Origin of the sequence: Pseudomonas bananamidigenes (genome assembly GCF_001679645.1) — a bacterium.
Lineage (GTDB): Bacteria > Pseudomonadota > Gammaproteobacteria > Pseudomonadales > Pseudomonadaceae > Aquipseudomonas > Aquipseudomonas bananamidigenes.
Map to the genome: position 1 here is coordinate 54,964 of NZ_LRUN01000042.1, position 15,250 is coordinate 70,213.

The window sequence follows — 15,250 nt, forward strand, 5'->3', positions numbered from 1 at the left end:
ACAGCTGAGCGACAGGTTCGTAAAAGAACGTGCGACTTCCAACATTTTCCGCTGTTTTGCCGACGGGAACCGGTGCTATTTTCGGTAACGAAACTGTAACATTCGCATCCGCAGTCAAAACAAGAAATCTGGAGCTCTTGAATGTTTGCTTTCTTTCGACCTGCCGCACATCAGGCTCCTTTGCCTGAAGAAAAAATAGACAGTACCTACCGACGCCTGCGCTGGCAGATCTTCGCCGGTATCTTCTTTGGTTATGCGGGTTACTACCTGCTGCGCAAGAACTTCTCCCTGGCCATGCCTTACCTGATCGACGAAGGCTACAGCCGGGGCGATCTGGGTCTGGCAATGTCCGCCATCGCCATTGCCTACGGCCTGTCCAAGTTCCTCATGGGCCTGGTGTCCGACCGTTCCAACCCGCGCTACTTCCTGCCCTTCGGCCTGCTGGTTTCAGCGGGGGTGATGTTCATTTTCGGTTTCGCGCCCTGGGCAACGTCCAGCGTGACCATGATGTTCATCCTGCTGTTCATCAACGGCTGGGCCCAGGGCATGGGCTGGCCGCCGAGCGGACGGACCATGGTGCACTGGTGGTCGCAGAAGGAACGCGGCGGCGTGGTGTCCGTATGGAACGTGGCGCACAACGTCGGCGGCGGCCTGATCGGCCCGCTGTTCCTGATCGGCATGGGCCTGTTCAATGACTGGCACGCGGCGTTCTACGTGCCGGCGGCGGTGGCCCTGGCGGTGGCGGCATTTGCCTTCATCACCATGCGTGACACCCCGCAATCGGTCGGCCTGCCGCCGATCGAGAAGTACAAGAACGACTACCCGGAAGGTTACGACGCCAGCCACGAAGACGAATTCAGCGCCAAGGAAATCTTCGTCAAATACGTGCTGCGAAACAAAATGCTGTGGTACATCGCCATGGCCAACGTCTTCGTCTACCTGCTGCGCTATGGCGTACTGGACTGGGCGCCGACCTACCTCAAGGAAGCCAAGCACTTTGACGTCGACAAGACGTCGTGGGCGTACTTCTTCTATGAGTGGGCGGGCATTCCGGGCACGCTGCTGTGCGGCTGGATGTCGGACAAGATCTTCCGTGGCAACCGCGGCCTGACCGGCATGGTGTTCATGGCCCTGGTGACCCTGGCGACCCTGGTTTACTGGCTGAACCCGGCCGGCAACCCGACCATCGACATGATCGCGCTGTTCTCCATCGGCTTCCTGATCTATGGCCCGGTGATGCTGATCGGCCTGCAGGCCCTGGAACTGGCACCGAAGAAAGCCGCCGGTACGGCTGCAGGCTTTACCGGCCTGTTCGGTTATCTGGGTGGTTCGGTCGCGGCCAGTGCCGCCATGGGCTACACCGTGGACCACTTCGGCTGGGACGGCGGTTTCGTGCTGCTGGTGGGCGCCTGCCTGCTGTCGATGGCCTTCCTGGCCCCGACCTTGATGCACAAGCGAGCCACCAGTCAGAGTCGCGAGGCAGTCGCCTGATCGGCTTTTGACCGGCAGCGCTTGAGCCGCGCCTCCAGATTCCGGTCTGGCATGGCGTGGCTGCGCAGGGCGTGAGCGGTCTGCTCGACATAATCGCGAGTCGTACCGTAACGCCCGCAAGCACTTTCGAACACCTGGCTCAGCACATGATCCGGCAGATTGCCGGCATAGCTGGGCAGGTGTCGCTCCAATACAAACCCCAGCGCCTGTACCCGGTTGCCATCTTCAAGACGGCAGTTGAGCCAGTGCGGGCGATAGGACGGAAACGGCATCTCGCGTTTCCACAATGCATACAGCGCACTGTCGAGGTTGTCTTCCGGCAGCCGATAGGCAAAGCCGCTGCACGAACCGCCACGATCCAGACCGAACACCAGCCCCGGCATTTCCGGCGTACCGCGATGCTCGTGCGACCACAGGTAGAGCCCGCGATGATAGCCATGCACCCGTCCACGAACCCGCTCCACTGCCGAACATTCCGGCCGCCAGATCAGCGAACCATACGCGAACAACCACACCGGCCCGCCCTTGTGGCGCGCCATGGTCGACTGCATGGAAGCGAGGAGTTGTTCGTGAGTCAGCTGCGGCCCCAGATCGAGCCGCGGAGGGTAAGCCAGATTCAGAAAAGCAGATTCAATGGCTGTCATGACGAAAGTATTCGGCCCTGCAAGTATTACAAGATGTAAGCACAATTCAGTTCATAGAACATATAGCAGTAAATGTAAAACGAAAAGTGCTAAAGGATGTATGACACCTTTGATAGCGCTAATTCGGGATTATCCGCGAGGGCTATCTTGTTTTATATAGCCTAATACCATTGCGCAGATATCTTAAATACCCGAATGAAATATCGTTAAGCCCTCTCCTCGTTCAGGTTTCGTTCATGAAGTCTCGGGATTTTTCCTACTAAAATTTCGGACTTCCCACATTTACCGTCGCTGATCGCCTGCGTAAAACGGCTTTCCTCTGGCGCAAGCCAACCCGTTCACCCGAGGCTGCACGATGCAAAAACCAGGAATTCTGGCCGCACTGTTGATGATTCAGTCCGCTCCATCGCTGGCCGCGGACGACGCGCAAGACAAAGGTTTCTGGTACGCACAGACCAGTGTCTATACCAAACATTACTCACCCGACCCCGAACACAATAATCATCAGGACTTGATCGGCATCGAGCGCAATCAGGCATCCGGCTGGGTATTTGGCGGAGCAACTTTCCGTAACTCGTTCAGTCAGCGTTCCAATTACGCCTACGCCGGCAAACGCTTCGAGAGCGCCGATTACCCGGTGTACGTGAAACTCACGGGCGGCTTGTTGCAGGGCTATCGCGGTGACTACAAGGACAAGATCCCGCTCAATCACTTCGGCGTTGCACCGGTGATCATTCCGTCGGTCGGTGCCCACTATGGCCCGCTGGGCGCCGAGCTGGTGTTTCTCGGCGCCAATGCGGCCATGGTGACAACGGGTGTGCGGTTCTAGAAAGATTCAGGAGCGCGGCGCGTACGCAAATACGTCGGCGCGCATCTGGTGCGCATCCATCCCGGCCTCCACCAGCGCATCCAGAGTGCCGTAGACCATGGCCGGCGAGCCGCTGGCGTAGACATGCAGGGATTTCAGATCCGGGAAGTCCTCGCACACCGCCTCATGCAACATCCCGCAGCGCCCTTCCCAGCCGCACTGGTCACTGACGACCTTGTGCAGGAACAGGTTGGGCAGCTTCAGCCATTCGTCCCAATGCTCGATTTCGTAGAAATCTTCCGGACGACGCACGCCCCAGTACAGGTGCACCGGGTGTTTGAAGCCGCTGGCCCGGCAATGTTCGATCAGGCTGTGGATCTGGCCCATGCCGGTGCCTGCAGCGATCAGCACCAGCGGCCCGTCCGGCAGTTCCGCCAGATGGGTGTCGCCGAACGGCAATTCGACCCGCACCATGGCATTGCGCTGCAGTTGTTCGATCAGACTCAGGGCACTGGCTTCACGCGCCAGTACGTGGATTTCCAGGTCACGGCCGCTGTGAGGCGCGGAAGCCATGGAAAAGGCCGATTTCTCGCCGCTCTCGCGCTCGATCATCAGGTACTGACCGGCGTGATAGCGCGGCGGCTTGCCGGCCGGTGCACGCAGACGCACACGCCAGGTGTCGCCACCGACGTCCCGGCACTCGATGACCTGACACGACAGGCTGCGCACCGGCAGTTCTCCCAGCGCGAGCACGCCATCCCACAGCAGGATGCAGTCTTCCAGCGGCTGCGCTATGCAAGTGTAGAACTCGCCGTGGTCATGCACCTTGCCGGCCTGCTCGATCCGGCCTTCCACCAGCAGCGCCGCACACACATGACAATTGCCGTTGCGGCAGCTTTGCGGGCATTCGTAGCCCAGGCGCCGCGCACCATCGAGAATCCGCTCTCCGGGCCGTATCTCGAGCACCGCTCCGGAGGGCTGCAGGGTTACACGCATCAATCTATTCCTAACTGATTCCAGATGGCATCGATCCGTTGGGTGACGGCATCGTCCTTGACGATGACCCGACCCCATTCGCGAGTGGTTTCGCCCGGCCACTTGTGGGTGGCATCCAGGCCCATCTTCGAGCCGAGCCCCGACACCGGCGAAGCGAAGTCGAGGTAGTCGATCGGCGTGTTGTCGATCATCACCGTGTCGCGCTTGGGGTCCATGCGCGTGGTGATGGCCCAGATCACGTCGTTCCAGTCCCGCGCATTGATGTCGTCGTCGGTGACGATAACGAACTTGGTGTACATGAACTGTCGCAAAAACGACCAGACACCCAGCATCACGCGCTTGGCATGCCCCGGATACGACTTCTTCATCGTCACCACGGCCATGCGGTACGAGCAGCCTTCCGGGGGCAGGTAGAAGTCGGTGATCTCCGGGAACTGTTTCTGCAGGATCGGCACGAACACCTCGTTCAGCGCCACGCCGAGAATCGCCGGCTCATCCGGCGGACGGCCGGTGTAGGTGCTGTGGTAGATCGGTTTGATCCGGTGGGTGATGCGCTCGACGGTGAACACCGGGAAGCTGTCGACTTCATTGTAATAACCGGTGTGGTCACCGTACGGACCTTCATCGGCCATCTCGCCGGGATGGATCACGCCTTCGAGGATGATTTCGGCAGTAGCCGGCACTTGCAGGTCGTTGCCGCGGCACTTCACCAGCTCCGTGCGACTGTCGCGCAACAGCCCGGCGAAGGCGTATTCGGAGAGGCTGTCCGGCACCGGGGTGACCGCACCGAGAATGGTCGCCGGATCCGCGCCGAGGGCCACGGACACCGGGAACGGCTGGCCCGGATGCTTTTCGCACCACTCACGGAAATCCAGCGCACCGCCACGGTGGCTGAGCCAGCGCATGATGACCTTGTTGCGGCCGATCACTTGCTGGCGGTAGATGCCGAGGTTTTGCCGATCCTTGTTCGGGCCCTTGGTGACGGTCAGACCCCAGGTGATCAGCGGCGCCACGTCGCCCGGCCAGCAAGTCTGTACCGGCAGCATTGCCAGGTCGACGTCATCGCCTTCGATGACCACTTCCTGGCAGGGTGCGTCTTTGACGACTTTCGGCGCCATCGCGATGATCTTGCGGAAGATTGGCAGCTTCGACCATGCGTCCTTCAGACCTTTCGGCGGCTCCGGCTCCTTGAGGAAGGCCAGCAGTTTGCCGATCTCGCGCAGTTCGCTGATGGACTCGGCGCCCATGCCCATGGCGACCCGTTCGGGCGTGCCGAACAGGTTGCCGAGCACCGGAATGTCATGGCCGGTCGGCTTCTCGAACAACAGTGCCGGGCCCTTGGCCCGCAGTGTGCGGTCGCACACTTCAGTCATTTCCAGCACCGGCGAAACGGGAATCCGGATGCGTTTCAACTCTCCGCGCTGCTCAAGCTGCTGCACGAAATCCCGAAGATCCTTGAATTTCATTGACGATGGCACCCTCAAAATAGGCGTACATCCTACCTGCTCTGCCGGTCGCTGGCAGCCCGTGATGGCTTACTTGGCTGCATTCGCCTGGGCTTTTCCGAGATTTTTCCCGCCCTGCAGAGCGAGAAACAGCGGCTCGAGGATCGGCGCCACGCTTCGCGCACCGACTTCCGACAGGTGATTGTCATCCTTGTACAGCGAGTAACCATCACGTTCGGCGCGGCACAGACCGTGCTCGTCACACAGTCGTGGCGCCGGATCGACGATCCGCACCATCGGATCCTGCGCCAGTTCTGCGAACAGCCGAGTGATAAAGCCCTGACGCCTTTCATGCTCGTCGACAGCCAGACCGACGCCATCCACCGCATGGCCCAGCATCGCCAGGCGTGTCAGGCGATAGGGCGGACTGAATGCCTGCAACGGCACTTCCTTGACCAGCCAGACCCGCCGTCCGTCCTCGCGAAGCCGCGCCACACTGGCACGCAGTCCGTCGGCCAGGCGCCGTTCAGCAATTGCCCGATCGTACTGACCGCCCGGCGTTCTTAACACATGCTCCAGATCGCCGTTGGCTTCGCCGTACAAATAGAGACTCCAGCGAGCGACCAGCACCACATCGCTCACTTGTTTCGCACTCAAGGCCTGCTCGATCCGTTGGTTGAAGTGCGCACACGCCCGGTCGCTTTCCAGCCCCTCAACCGGAATGCAACCGGCTGAACTGGCAAGAGTGACACTGACACCATGGGCTTTCGCCCCGTCTTCCAGCACCGGGACCAGCGCCGTCGCGTGGCTGTCCCCCCAGACCAGAGCCTGGATCGGCAGGCCACGGACACCGTAATGACAGAACAATTTGTCGTCCGCAACCTTGTCGTCCGTCAGGCACGCCAGCTGCTCCGGTGGCCACTCACGACCGTCGGCGTATTGCAGCGCCTGCTCGGACAGACGCGAGGGCAAGCCATCGGTCCAGCGCAGGGCTTGCCCGGCGAGCCCCAGGATCAGAATGCCGCAGAACCCGGCCAGCAGGACCTGCCGGCGCCCCGCGAGCAGACGTCGCTCGCGAAACGGCGTCTCGACGAACTTCCATGACAGGTAACCCAGCACCAGCGTCAGCAGAATCAATCCCGCGCTATCCACAGGACCGGCCTCTTCGACGCTGGCATAGCTGGAAAATACAAAGACCGGCCAGTGCCAGAGGTACCAGGAATAAGAAATCAGACCGAGCCCGACCATCACCCGACTGCTCAGAAGACGCCCCACTGCCGTTTCGCGATGACCGTTGGCCAGAATCAGCAACACCACCCCCAGCACCGGCAGCAATGCGGTCGCACCCGGGAACGGCGTCGATTTGTCATAGATGAACACCGCCAGCAGGATCAGCCCCATGCCCGACAGGCTCAAAAGCTGCGCGGCCAAAGGCTTCAAACGCCATGCCTGTTTCGGTGCCACCGCCAGCATCGCACCGGCCAGCAGTTCCCAGGCTCGCATCGGCAGCAGAAAGAACGCTTTCTCCGGGTGGTGATTGATTGCCCACACACTCAGCCCGAAGGACAGCAGCAATACGCCGAACAGCGCCAGCCGCCAGTGCTTCAGCCGGCTCGACAACAACGTCAGCAGCAGCGGGAAAACGATGTAGAACTGCTCCTCCACCGCCAGCGACCAGGTGTGCAGCAGAGGTTTGAGATCCGAGGCGACGTCGAAATAGCCGTCCTGGCGCATGAACAGGATGTTCGAGACAAAGGTCACCTGGTAGCGCACCGACCGCCCCAGTTCCTCGTAGTCCTTGGGCGCCAGCAGGAACCAGCCCACCACCAGCACCGCGATGATCATCGCAAACAGCGCCGGCAGGATCCGCCGCGCACGCCGGGCCCAGAAATCGACGAAACCGAAGCGCCCGGCCTGGCGCTGGTTCCAGATGATCGAGGTAATCAGGTAGCCGGAAATCACGAAAAACACGTCCACACCGACGAATCCGCCGGTAAATCCAGGGACGCCAAAGTGGAACAGCACCACGGCCATCACTGCGACTGCGCGCAAGCCGTCGATATCCCTTCGATAAGCAAGTGTGCTCATAAATCCTTGATGCCAATCAGATGGTTGTTTTTTGTACAGCCTCAGAGCTGCCTGTTGTTTTTACCGATTCACTGACCTTAACAGATCAGGAACCTCCCATGAGCCGGACAAAAAACAGGCAAAAAAAATGGCGTCCCCTGAGGGACGCCATTCTCCGGACTCGACCGACGATGTTACTTGCGCTTCATCGACAGGAAGAACTCGTCGTTGGTCTTGGTCGTTTTCAGCTTGTCGACCAGGAACTCGATGGCTGCCACTTCGTCCATCGGATGCAGCAGCTTGCGCAGGATCCACATGCGCTGCAGCTCGTCGTCGGCAGTCAGCAACTCTTCACGGCGGGTGCCGGACTTGTTGATGTTGATGGCCGGGAACACGCGCTTCTCGGCGATGCGACGGTCCAGAGGCAGCTCCATGTTGCCGGTGCCCTTGAACTCTTCGTAGATCACTTCGTCCATCTTCGAGCCGGTTTCGACCAGCGCGGTGGCGATGATGGTCAGCGAGCCGCCTTCTTCGATGTTACGCGCGGCACCGAAGAAACGCTTCGGCTTCTCCAGGGCGTGGGCATCGACACCACCGGTCAGCACCTTGCCGGAGCTCGGGATCACGGTGTTGTAGGCACGGGCCAGACGGGTGATGGAGTCGAGCAGGATCACCACGTCCTTCTTGTGCTCGACCAGGCGCTTGGCCTTCTCGATCACCATTTCAGCAACCTGCACGTGACGGGTCGGCGGCTCGTCGAAAGTCGAGGCGACCACTTCGCCGCGCACGGTGCGCTGCATTTCGGTCACCTCTTCCGGACGTTCGTCGATCAACAGCACGATCAGGTGAACTTCAGGATTGTTACGGGCGATGTTCGCTGCGATGTTCTGCAGCATGATCGTTTTACCGGCTTTCGGCGGAGCAACGATCAGACCGCGCTGGCCTTTACCGATCGGGGCGCACAGGTCGATCACACGACCGGTCAGGTCTTCGGTGGAACCGTTGCCGGCTTCCATCTTCATGCGCACGTTCGGGAACAGCGGGGTCAGGTTCTCGAAGAGAATCTTGTTCTTGGCGTTTTCCGGACGATCAAAGTTGATCGTGTCGACCTTGAGCAGGGCGAAATAACGCTCGCCTTCCTTCGGCGGCCGGATCTTGCCGACGATGGTGTCACCGGTGCGCAGGTTGAAACGGCGGATCTGGCTCGGCGAGACGTAGATGTCGTCAGGGCCGGCGAGGTAGGAAGCGTCAGCGGAGCGCAGGAAGCCGAAGCCGTCCTGGAGAATCTCCAGCACGCCATCACCGGAGATTTCCTCACCGCTTTTCGCGTGCTTTTTCAGCAGGGAGAAAATCACGTCCTGCTTGCGCGAACGGGCCATATTTTCTATGCCCATCTGTTCGGCCAATTCGAGCAGTTCGGTAATCGGCTTTTGCTTGAGTTCAGTCAGATTCATATAGGAATGACGTAATCATTTATGGAGGGGGGAAATTAAGCTTTTGGCTTAATGAGGCCGCGCCGCGGAGAAGGCGACAGGATCGCGTACTTGTTCGAAAAGGAGTGCGTCGGCGACGGCTAGCAGGGGGCAGTGGAGAAACCAGTGCGGGGCCGAATGTATCACCTGAGTTTCGGAGCGTCTAGCCCTGAATACGCAAAAAGCCCCGCAAATTGCGGGGCTTTTTGAGGACAATCCTTACAGCGACGCTTAGATGTTGGCGTCGAGGAAAGCAGCCAGTTGCGACTTCGACAGCGCGCCGACCTTGGTCGCTTCCACGTTGCCGTTCTTGAACAGCATCAGGGTCGGGATGCCACGTACGCCGTGCTTGGCCGGGGTTTCCGAGTTTTCGTCGATGTTCAGTTTGGCAACGGTCAGCTTGCCTTTGTAAGTCTCTGCAATCTCGTCCAGAACCGGAGCGATCATTTTGCAAGGGCCGCACCATTCAGCCCAGTAGTCGACCAGGACAGCGCCTTCGGCCTTGAGTACGTCGGCTTCGAAGCTAGCGTCGCTAACGTGTTTGATCAGATCGCTGCTCATGGAACTCTCCAGGTTGTAAGCAAAAAAACGTGGCCCATCATAGCCGCCCTTCACTTGTTCAGGAAGCCGCAGATGATTGAGTCTTGCTATGGCACTCGATGAGTTTGGGTATAGCTCAAGTCACGCGCCGGCGGGGGCGATAAACGCAATTCCCGTGCGCAGGGCTGCGTTGCGCACGTGCTCCTGCATGGCCTTCTGGGCGGCAGCAGAGGCCCGGCGCGCCAGAGCGCGGAGGATCTTGCGGTGTTCCTGCCAGGTTTCCATGGCCCGCTCGGCCCGGATGAACGGTAGTTTCTGGCTTTCCAGAAAGATCTCGGCGCTGGCCGTGAGGATGCTCAGCATCGCCTGATTGCCGCTGGCCCGCAGGATTCGCTGGTGGAATTCGAAGTCCAGTTTCGCTGCGGCTTCGAAGTCACCGGTGCGCAGCTGTTCGCGCATGGCAGCCACGTTGTCTTCGAGTTCGTCCAGATCGAACGTGCTCAGCGTCACCGCCGCCAGCCCGGCGGCAAACCCCTCCAGCGCATAGCGCAACTGAAAGATCTCCAGCGGCGAAGCCTGGGCCGCAAATGGCCAGACCGGCGCCACCGCTCCACGCGGCAACTCTACCGGCGCCTGTACGAACACGCCCTTGCCCGGCTGGATACTGACCGCCCCCAGCGCACTCAATGACGACAACGCTTCGCGCAAGGATGCCCGGCTGACGCCCAGCTGCACCGCCAGATCCCGTTGCGAAGGCAGCGCATCGCCAGGTCCGAAGCCCTGTTCGGTAATCAGTTTGCGGATCGCTTGCAGCGCCACTTCGGGTACAGCGCGAGAGATCGAGTTCATGGTTTTCCAGAAGGACCAGGCCAAGGTGCGGCCAGTTGTAAAGCTATTCGAGGCGTCAGGCAAGTGATGCCCCAGCGGGGTTCGACGAGCCATGCCGATGCGCTATCGCAGTGCGCAATACACCCTGACTGTTCAGACCAGTAAGACCGATAAAACCCGGTAAACCCGTGGCTTTGCGGGGTCAAACCGGTACGTTGGCATGCCCCGTGCTCTGTCCGGTCGCAGCATTCACTTCCCGCCGATCCGGAGATTGTCCATGACGAAGCGTTACAGCGCCCTCCTCGCCGCCCTGTTTGCCGGCCTGATGCTCAGCCAGTCCCCCGCCCATGCCGACGGTCTGGACGACGTAGTCAAACGCGGCACCTTGAAAGTCGCCGTGCCCCAGGACTTCCCGCCGTTCGGCTCGGTGGGCCCTGACATGAAGCCGCGCGGCCTCGATATCGACACCGCGAAACTGCTGGCCGACCAGCTCAAGGTCAAACTCGAACTGACCCCGGTGAACAGCACCAACCGCATCCCGTTCCTCACCACCGGCAAGGTCGACCTGGTGATTTCCAGCCTCGGCAAGAACCCCGAGCGCGAAAAGGTCATCGACTTCTCCCGCGCCTACGCGCCGTTCTATCTCGCGGTATTCGGCCCGCCAGATGCTGCCGTCAGCACTCTGGACGACCTCAAGGGCAAGACCATCAGCGTCACCCGTGGCGCCATCGAAGACATCGAGCTGACCAAGGTCGCCCCCGAAGGCGTGACCATCAAGCGCTTCGAAGACAACAACTCGACCATCGCCGCCTACCTCGCCGGCCAGGTGGATCTGATTGCCAGCGGCAACGTGGTGATGGTCGCGATCAGCGAAAAGAATCCGAAGCGTGTGCCGGCGCTGAAAGTGAAGCTCAAGGATTCGCCGGTCTACGTCGGCGTGAACAAGAACGAGCCGGCGCTGCTGGGCAAGGTCAACGAGATTCTGGCCGGCGCCAAGGCTGACGGCGCTCTGGAAAAGAATGCGCAGACCTGGCTCAAAGAACCACTGCCGGCCGACCTCTGACCGACGACGCGGGAGACCTTGATGGCCTATCAATTCGATTTCCTGCCGGTGGTGGAAAACACCGAGCTGCTGTTGCGCGGTGCGCTGTTCACTCTTGAACTGACCGCCATCGGCGCGCTGTTTGGCGTTGGCGTGGGCATCGTCGGGGCGCTGGTACGGGCGTGGAATATCCGGCCGTTCGCGGCGGTTTTCGGCGTGTACGTGGAGTTGATCCGCAACACGCCGTTTCTGGTGCAACTGTTCTTCATCTTTTTCGGCCTGCCGTCCCTCGGCGTGCAGATTTCCGAGTGGCAGGCGGCGGTGCTGGCGATGGTGATCAACCTCGGCGCCTACTCGACGGAAATCATCCGCGCCGGCATCCAGGCGATACCGCGCGGGCAACTGGAAGCAGCGGCTGCGCTGGCGATGAGCCGTTTCGAAGCATTTCGCCACGTGGTGCTGCGCCCGGCACTGGGCAAGGTCTGGCCGGCCCTGAGCAGCCAGATCATCATCGTCATGCTCGGTTCGGCCGTGTGTTCACAGATCGCCACCGAGGAGTTGAGTTTCGCCGCCAACTTCATTCAGTCGCGCAACTTCCGCGCCTTTGAAACCTATGCCCTGACCACCCTCATTTACCTGTGCATGGCGCTGCTGATCCGTCAGTTGCTGAACTGGCTCGGCCAGCGCTACTTGTCGACGAGCAACGCAAGGAGCGGTCAATGAGCGACTTCACGTTCTGGGACATCCTGCGCAACCTGTTGAGCGGCCTGCAATGGACACTGGCGTTGTCGCTGGTGGCGTTCATCGGCGGCGGGCTCGTCGGGTTGCTGATCCTGATCATGCGCATCTCGAAAAATCCGCTGCCGAGCAGCATTGCCCTTACCTGGATCGAACTGTTCCAGGGCACGCCGTTGCTGATGCAGCTGTTTCTGGTGTTCTTCGGCGTGGCGCTGGCGGGGGTGGAAATCTCCCCGTGGATGGCGGCGGCGATTGCCCTGACGCTGTTCACCAGCGCCTACCTGGCGGAGATCTGGCGTGGATGCGTCGAGGCGATCCCCAATGGTCAGTGGGAAGCCTCGTCGAGCCTGGCGCTCAATCCGCTGGAGCAACTGCGCTACGTGATCCTGCCGCAGGCACTGCGGATTGCCGTGGCGCCGACCGTGGGTTTCTCGGTGCAGGTGGTCAAGGGCACCGCCGTAACCTCGATCATCGGTTTCACCGAACTGACCAAGACCGGCGGCATGCTCGCCAACGCCACCTTCGAACCATTCATGGTCTACGGCCTCGTCGCCGCTGGCTATTTCCTGCTCTGCTACCCCCTGTCCCTCAGTGCGCGCTACCTGGAAAGGAGACTGCATGCCTCTGCTTAGAATTTCCGCCCTGCATAAATACTACGGCGATCACCACGTGCTCAAAGGCATCGACCTGAGCGTCGAGGAAGGCCAGGTGGTGGCGATCATCGGCCGCAGCGGCTCGGGCAAATCCACCCTGCTGCGCACCCTCAACGGCCTGGAATCGATCAACGACGGCGTGATCGAAGTCGATGGCGAATACCTCGACGCCGCCCGCGCCGACCTGCGCAGCCTGCGGCAGAAAGTCGGGATGGTGTTTCAGCAGTTCAACCTGTTCCCGCATCTGTCGGTGGGCGAAAACGTGATGCTCGCGCCGCAAGTGGTGCAGAAAGTGCCCAAGGCCAAGGCTGCGGAACTGGCGCGGCAGATGCTGGAGCGCGTTGGCCTGGGTGAAAAGTTCGATGCGTTCCCGGATCGGCTTTCCGGGGGACAGCAACAGCGCGTGGCGATTGCCCGGGCGCTGGCGATGTCGCCAAAAGTGCTGTTGTGCGACGAAATCACCTCGGCGCTGGACCCGGAACTGGTCAATGAAGTGCTCAGCGTGGTCCGGCAATTGGCCAGGGAAGGCATGACGTTGATCATGGTCACCCACGAAATGCGCTTCGCCCGTGAGGTCGGGGACAAACTGGTGTTCATGCATCAGGGCAAGGTGCATGAAGTGGGCGATCCGAAAGTGCTGTTTGCCGATCCGCAGACGCCGGAGCTGGCGAATTTCATCGGCACGGTCGAAGCGACTGCCTGAGGGCTATGCGGGGGCCTGACGGACGCATTCGCGAGCAAGCTCGCTCCCACAAAGGAACGCGTACCCCTGTGGGAGCGAGCTTGCTCGCGAATGGCCGCGCCGCGGTCTTGAGACTTTATGCGCTGAATCAAGGGTTTGAACCATGCGCGTTGGCGGCAGCCTGTGATCGTGGCACGATGTCAGGGTTATCGACCGAGACCCCTGACCATGCCGCAATCCCAAGCCAAGAATCTGTCCCTGATCGCCGCAATCGACCTGGGCTCCAACAGCTTCCACATGGTCGTGGCCAAGGCCCAGAATGGCGAAATCCGTATTCTCGAACGCCTCGGGGAGAAGGTGCAGCTGGCCGCCGGCATCGACGAAGAGCGCCATCTCAACGAAGAATCCATGCAGCGCGGGCTCGATTGCCTCAAGCGTTTTGCCCAACTGATCAACGGCATGCCGCTGGGCGCCGTGCGGATCGTCGGCACCAACGCCCTGCGTGAAGCCCGCAACCGCCTGGAATTCATCCACCGCGCCGAAGAAATCCTCGGTCACCCGGTGGAAGTCATCTCCGGCCGTGAAGAGGCGCGCCTGATCTACCTCGGCGTGTCCCACACCCTCGCCGACACCCCGGGCAAGCGCCTGGTCGCCGACATCGGCGGCGGCAGTACCGAATTCATCATTGGCCAGCGCTTCGAGCCATTGCTGCGCGAAAGCCTGCAAATGGGCTGTGTGAGCTTCACCCAGCGCTATTTCAAGGACGGCAAGATCACCCCGGCCCGCTACGCCCAGGCCTACACGGCGGCGCGCCTGGAAATCATGAGCATCGAACACGCCCTGCATCGCCTGACCTGGGATGAAGCCATCGGCTCCTCGGGCACCATCCGCGCCATCGGCCTGGCGTTGAAGGCCGGCGGGCACGGCGCCGGCGAAGTGAATGCCGAAGGCCTGGCGTGGCTCAAGCGTCGCCTGTTCAAGCTCGGCGACGTCGACAAGATCGATTTTGAAGGCATCAAACCTGACCGTCGGGCGATCTTCCCGGCGGGCCTGGCGATCCTCGAAGCGATCTTCGACGCTCTTGAACTGCAACGCATGGATCACTGTGAAGGGGCGCTGCGTGAAGGCGTGCTCTACGACCTGCTTGGCCGCCATCATCACGAAGACGTGCGCGAACGCACCCTGACCTCGCTGATGGAGCGCTACCACGTTGACCTGGAACAGGCCGCACGGGTCGAGCGCAAAGCGCTGCACGCCTTCGATCAGGTGGCCGAGGACTGGCAGTTGGAAGACGGCATCTGGCGCGAACTGCTGGGCTGGGCGGCGAAAGTGCACGAAGTCGGGCTCGACATCGCCCACTACCACTACCACAAGCACGGCGCCTACCTGATCGAGCACTCGGACCTCGCCGGGTTTTCCCGCGAAGACCAGCAAATGCTCGCCCTGCTGGTGCGCGGCCACCGCCGCAACATCCCCAAGGACAAGTTCGCCGAATTCGGCGAGGACGGCGACAAACTGATCCGCCTGTGTGTACTGCTGCGCTTTGCGATCCTGTTCCACCACATTCGTGGCACCCAGACCATGCCGCAGGTCGCGTTGCACGCCAATGGCGACAACCTCGACGTGGAGTTCCCGGAAAACTGGCTGGATGAGAACCAGCTGACTCAGGCCGACTTCGCGCTTGAGGCCGAGTGGCTGACGCGGGTTGGCATTGTCCTGACCGTGCACTGAGTAACCGGCAGGCACAAAAAAGGCGATCCTTTCGGATCGCCTTTTTATTGGATGCTCGGCTGGATTCAGGTGGGGTGCTTAAGATCGCCCCCCTCGCCCCAACCCTCTCCCCC

Annotated in this window: 14 protein-coding genes; 7 read left to right on the forward strand and 7 right to left on the reverse strand. The window is 60.9% G+C overall.

The window, feature by feature from the left end; genetic code table 11:
* Window positions 1-141 precede the first annotated feature (141 nt).
* The gene (gene glpT, locus BBF94_RS15820) at window positions 142-1,491 is read left to right on the forward strand and encodes a glycerol-3-phosphate transporter (protein ID WP_065259926.1); all 1,350 of its coding nucleotides are present in this window, start codon (window positions 142-144) and stop codon (window positions 1,489-1,491) included.
* Here glpT and BBF94_RS15825 read toward each other — a convergent pair.
* Window positions 1,467-2,135, reverse strand: coding sequence for a gamma-glutamylcyclotransferase (locus BBF94_RS15825; RefSeq protein ID WP_065259927.1), 669 nt, complete (start codon window positions 2,133-2,135; stop codon window positions 1,467-1,469). The two genes, glpT and BBF94_RS15825, sit on opposite strands and share 25 nt — an antisense overlap.
* Window positions 2,136-2,523: 388 nt before the next feature.
* Between BBF94_RS15825 and BBF94_RS15830 the strand changes: the two genes are divergently transcribed.
* Window positions 2,524-2,964: a sn-glycerol-3-phosphate transporter gene (locus BBF94_RS15830; protein WP_404820946.1), complete on the forward strand. Its 441-nt coding sequence runs from the start codon at window positions 2,524-2,526 to the stop codon at window positions 2,962-2,964.
* 6 nt (window positions 2,965-2,970) lie between these two features.
* On the opposite strand, the gene BBF94_RS15835 is transcribed toward BBF94_RS15830, so the two are convergent.
* The 6 genes from BBF94_RS15835 to BBF94_RS15860 form a co-directional block, all read right to left on the reverse strand.
* On the reverse strand, window positions 2,971-3,939 hold the full coding sequence (locus tag BBF94_RS15835) for a CDP-6-deoxy-delta-3,4-glucoseen reductase (protein WP_065259929.1): 969 nt from the start codon (window positions 3,937-3,939) through the stop codon (window positions 2,971-2,973).
* Window positions 3,939-5,405 carry a 4-hydroxy-3-polyprenylbenzoate decarboxylase gene (gene ubiD / locus BBF94_RS15840; RefSeq protein ID WP_065259930.1) on the reverse strand — a complete coding sequence of 489 codons (1,467 nt, stop codon included), beginning with the start codon at window positions 5,403-5,405 and terminating at the stop codon, window positions 3,939-3,941. The genes BBF94_RS15835 and ubiD overlap by 1 nt, the downstream gene beginning before the upstream one ends.
* A 69-nt stretch (window positions 5,406-5,474) precedes the next feature.
* Window positions 5,475-7,472, reverse strand: a complete 1,998-nt coding sequence (locus BBF94_RS15845) for an acyltransferase family protein (protein WP_065259931.1) — start codon at window positions 7,470-7,472, stop codon at window positions 5,475-5,477.
* 173 nt (window positions 7,473-7,645) lie between these two features.
* Window positions 7,646-8,905: a transcription termination factor Rho gene (gene rho, locus BBF94_RS15850; RefSeq protein ID WP_007951825.1), complete on the reverse strand. Its 1,260-nt coding sequence runs from the start codon at window positions 8,903-8,905 to the stop codon at window positions 7,646-7,648.
* Window positions 8,906-9,154: 249 nt separating this feature from the next.
* Window positions 9,155-9,484, reverse strand: coding sequence for a thioredoxin TrxA (gene trxA, locus BBF94_RS15855; RefSeq protein ID WP_016967174.1), 330 nt, complete (start codon window positions 9,482-9,484; stop codon window positions 9,155-9,157).
* Window positions 9,485-9,604: 120 nt separating this feature from the next.
* A complete protein-coding gene (locus BBF94_RS15860) occupies window positions 9,605-10,312 on the reverse strand; it encodes a FadR/GntR family transcriptional regulator (protein ID WP_065259932.1) in 708 nt (235 codons plus the stop codon).
* A 256-nt stretch (window positions 10,313-10,568) separates the two neighbouring features.
* Here BBF94_RS15860 and BBF94_RS15865 point away from each other — a divergent pair, with 256 nt between their 5' ends.
* From BBF94_RS15865 to ppx, 5 genes are all read left to right on the forward strand, one after another.
* Window positions 10,569-11,354, forward strand: a complete 786-nt coding sequence (locus BBF94_RS15865; protein ID WP_065259933.1) for a transporter substrate-binding domain-containing protein — start codon at window positions 10,569-10,571, stop codon at window positions 11,352-11,354.
* Between the two features lie 21 nt (window positions 11,355-11,375).
* Window positions 11,376-12,056: an amino acid ABC transporter permease gene (locus BBF94_RS15870; protein ID WP_065259934.1), complete on the forward strand. Its 681-nt coding sequence runs from the start codon at window positions 11,376-11,378 to the stop codon at window positions 12,054-12,056.
* Complete coding sequence (locus tag BBF94_RS15875; protein WP_065259935.1) at window positions 12,053-12,703, forward strand: amino acid ABC transporter permease; 651 nt, start codon at window positions 12,053-12,055, stop codon at window positions 12,701-12,703. The genes BBF94_RS15870 and BBF94_RS15875 overlap by 4 nt, the downstream gene beginning before the upstream one ends.
* Window positions 12,690-13,427, forward strand: a complete 738-nt coding sequence (locus BBF94_RS15880; protein ID WP_065259936.1) for an amino acid ABC transporter ATP-binding protein — start codon at window positions 12,690-12,692, stop codon at window positions 13,425-13,427. Before BBF94_RS15875 ends, BBF94_RS15880 begins: the two co-directional genes overlap by 14 nt.
* Window positions 13,428-13,634: 207 nt before the next feature.
* Window positions 13,635-15,137, forward strand: coding sequence for an exopolyphosphatase (gene ppx, locus BBF94_RS15885; protein ID WP_065259937.1), 1,503 nt, complete (start codon window positions 13,635-13,637; stop codon window positions 15,135-15,137).
* Window positions 15,138-15,250 lie beyond the last annotated feature (113 nt).

What these genes read in the sequence shown, in the direction of transcription:
- glpT (WP_065259926.1), top strand. Translation starts at nt 142, where the DNA reads ATGTTTGCTTTCTTTCGACCTGCCGCACATCAGGCTCCTTTGCCTGAA.
- BBF94_RS15825 (WP_065259927.1), bottom strand. Translation starts at nt 2,135, where the DNA reads ATGACAGCCATTGAATCTGCTTTTCTGAATCTGGCTTACCCTCCGCGG.
- BBF94_RS15830 (WP_404820946.1), top strand. Translation starts at nt 2,524, where the DNA reads ATGATTCAGTCCGCTCCATCGCTGGCCGCGGACGACGCGCAAGACAAA.
- BBF94_RS15835 (WP_065259929.1), bottom strand. Translation starts at nt 3,939, where the DNA reads ATGCGTGTAACCCTGCAGCCCTCCGGAGCGGTGCTCGAGATACGGCCC.
- ubiD (WP_065259930.1), bottom strand. Translation starts at nt 5,405, where the DNA reads ATGAAATTCAAGGATCTTCGGGATTTCGTGCAGCAGCTTGAGCAGCGC.
- BBF94_RS15845 (WP_065259931.1), bottom strand. Translation starts at nt 7,472, where the DNA reads ATGAGCACACTTGCTTATCGAAGGGATATCGACGGCTTGCGCGCAGTC.
- rho (WP_007951825.1), bottom strand. Translation starts at nt 8,905, where the DNA reads ATGAATCTGACTGAACTCAAGCAAAAGCCGATTACCGAACTGCTCGAA.
- trxA (WP_016967174.1), bottom strand. Translation starts at nt 9,484, where the DNA reads ATGAGCAGCGATCTGATCAAACACGTTAGCGACGCTAGCTTCGAAGCC.
- BBF94_RS15860 (WP_065259932.1), bottom strand. Translation starts at nt 10,312, where the DNA reads ATGAACTCGATCTCTCGCGCTGTACCCGAAGTGGCGCTGCAAGCGATC.
- BBF94_RS15865 (WP_065259933.1), top strand. Translation starts at nt 10,569, where the DNA reads ATGACGAAGCGTTACAGCGCCCTCCTCGCCGCCCTGTTTGCCGGCCTG.
- BBF94_RS15870 (WP_065259934.1), top strand. Translation starts at nt 11,376, where the DNA reads ATGGCCTATCAATTCGATTTCCTGCCGGTGGTGGAAAACACCGAGCTG.
- BBF94_RS15875 (WP_065259935.1), top strand. Translation starts at nt 12,053, where the DNA reads ATGAGCGACTTCACGTTCTGGGACATCCTGCGCAACCTGTTGAGCGGC.
- BBF94_RS15880 (WP_065259936.1), top strand. Translation starts at nt 12,690, where the DNA reads ATGCCTCTGCTTAGAATTTCCGCCCTGCATAAATACTACGGCGATCAC.
- ppx (WP_065259937.1), top strand. Translation starts at nt 13,635, where the DNA reads ATGCCGCAATCCCAAGCCAAGAATCTGTCCCTGATCGCCGCAATCGAC.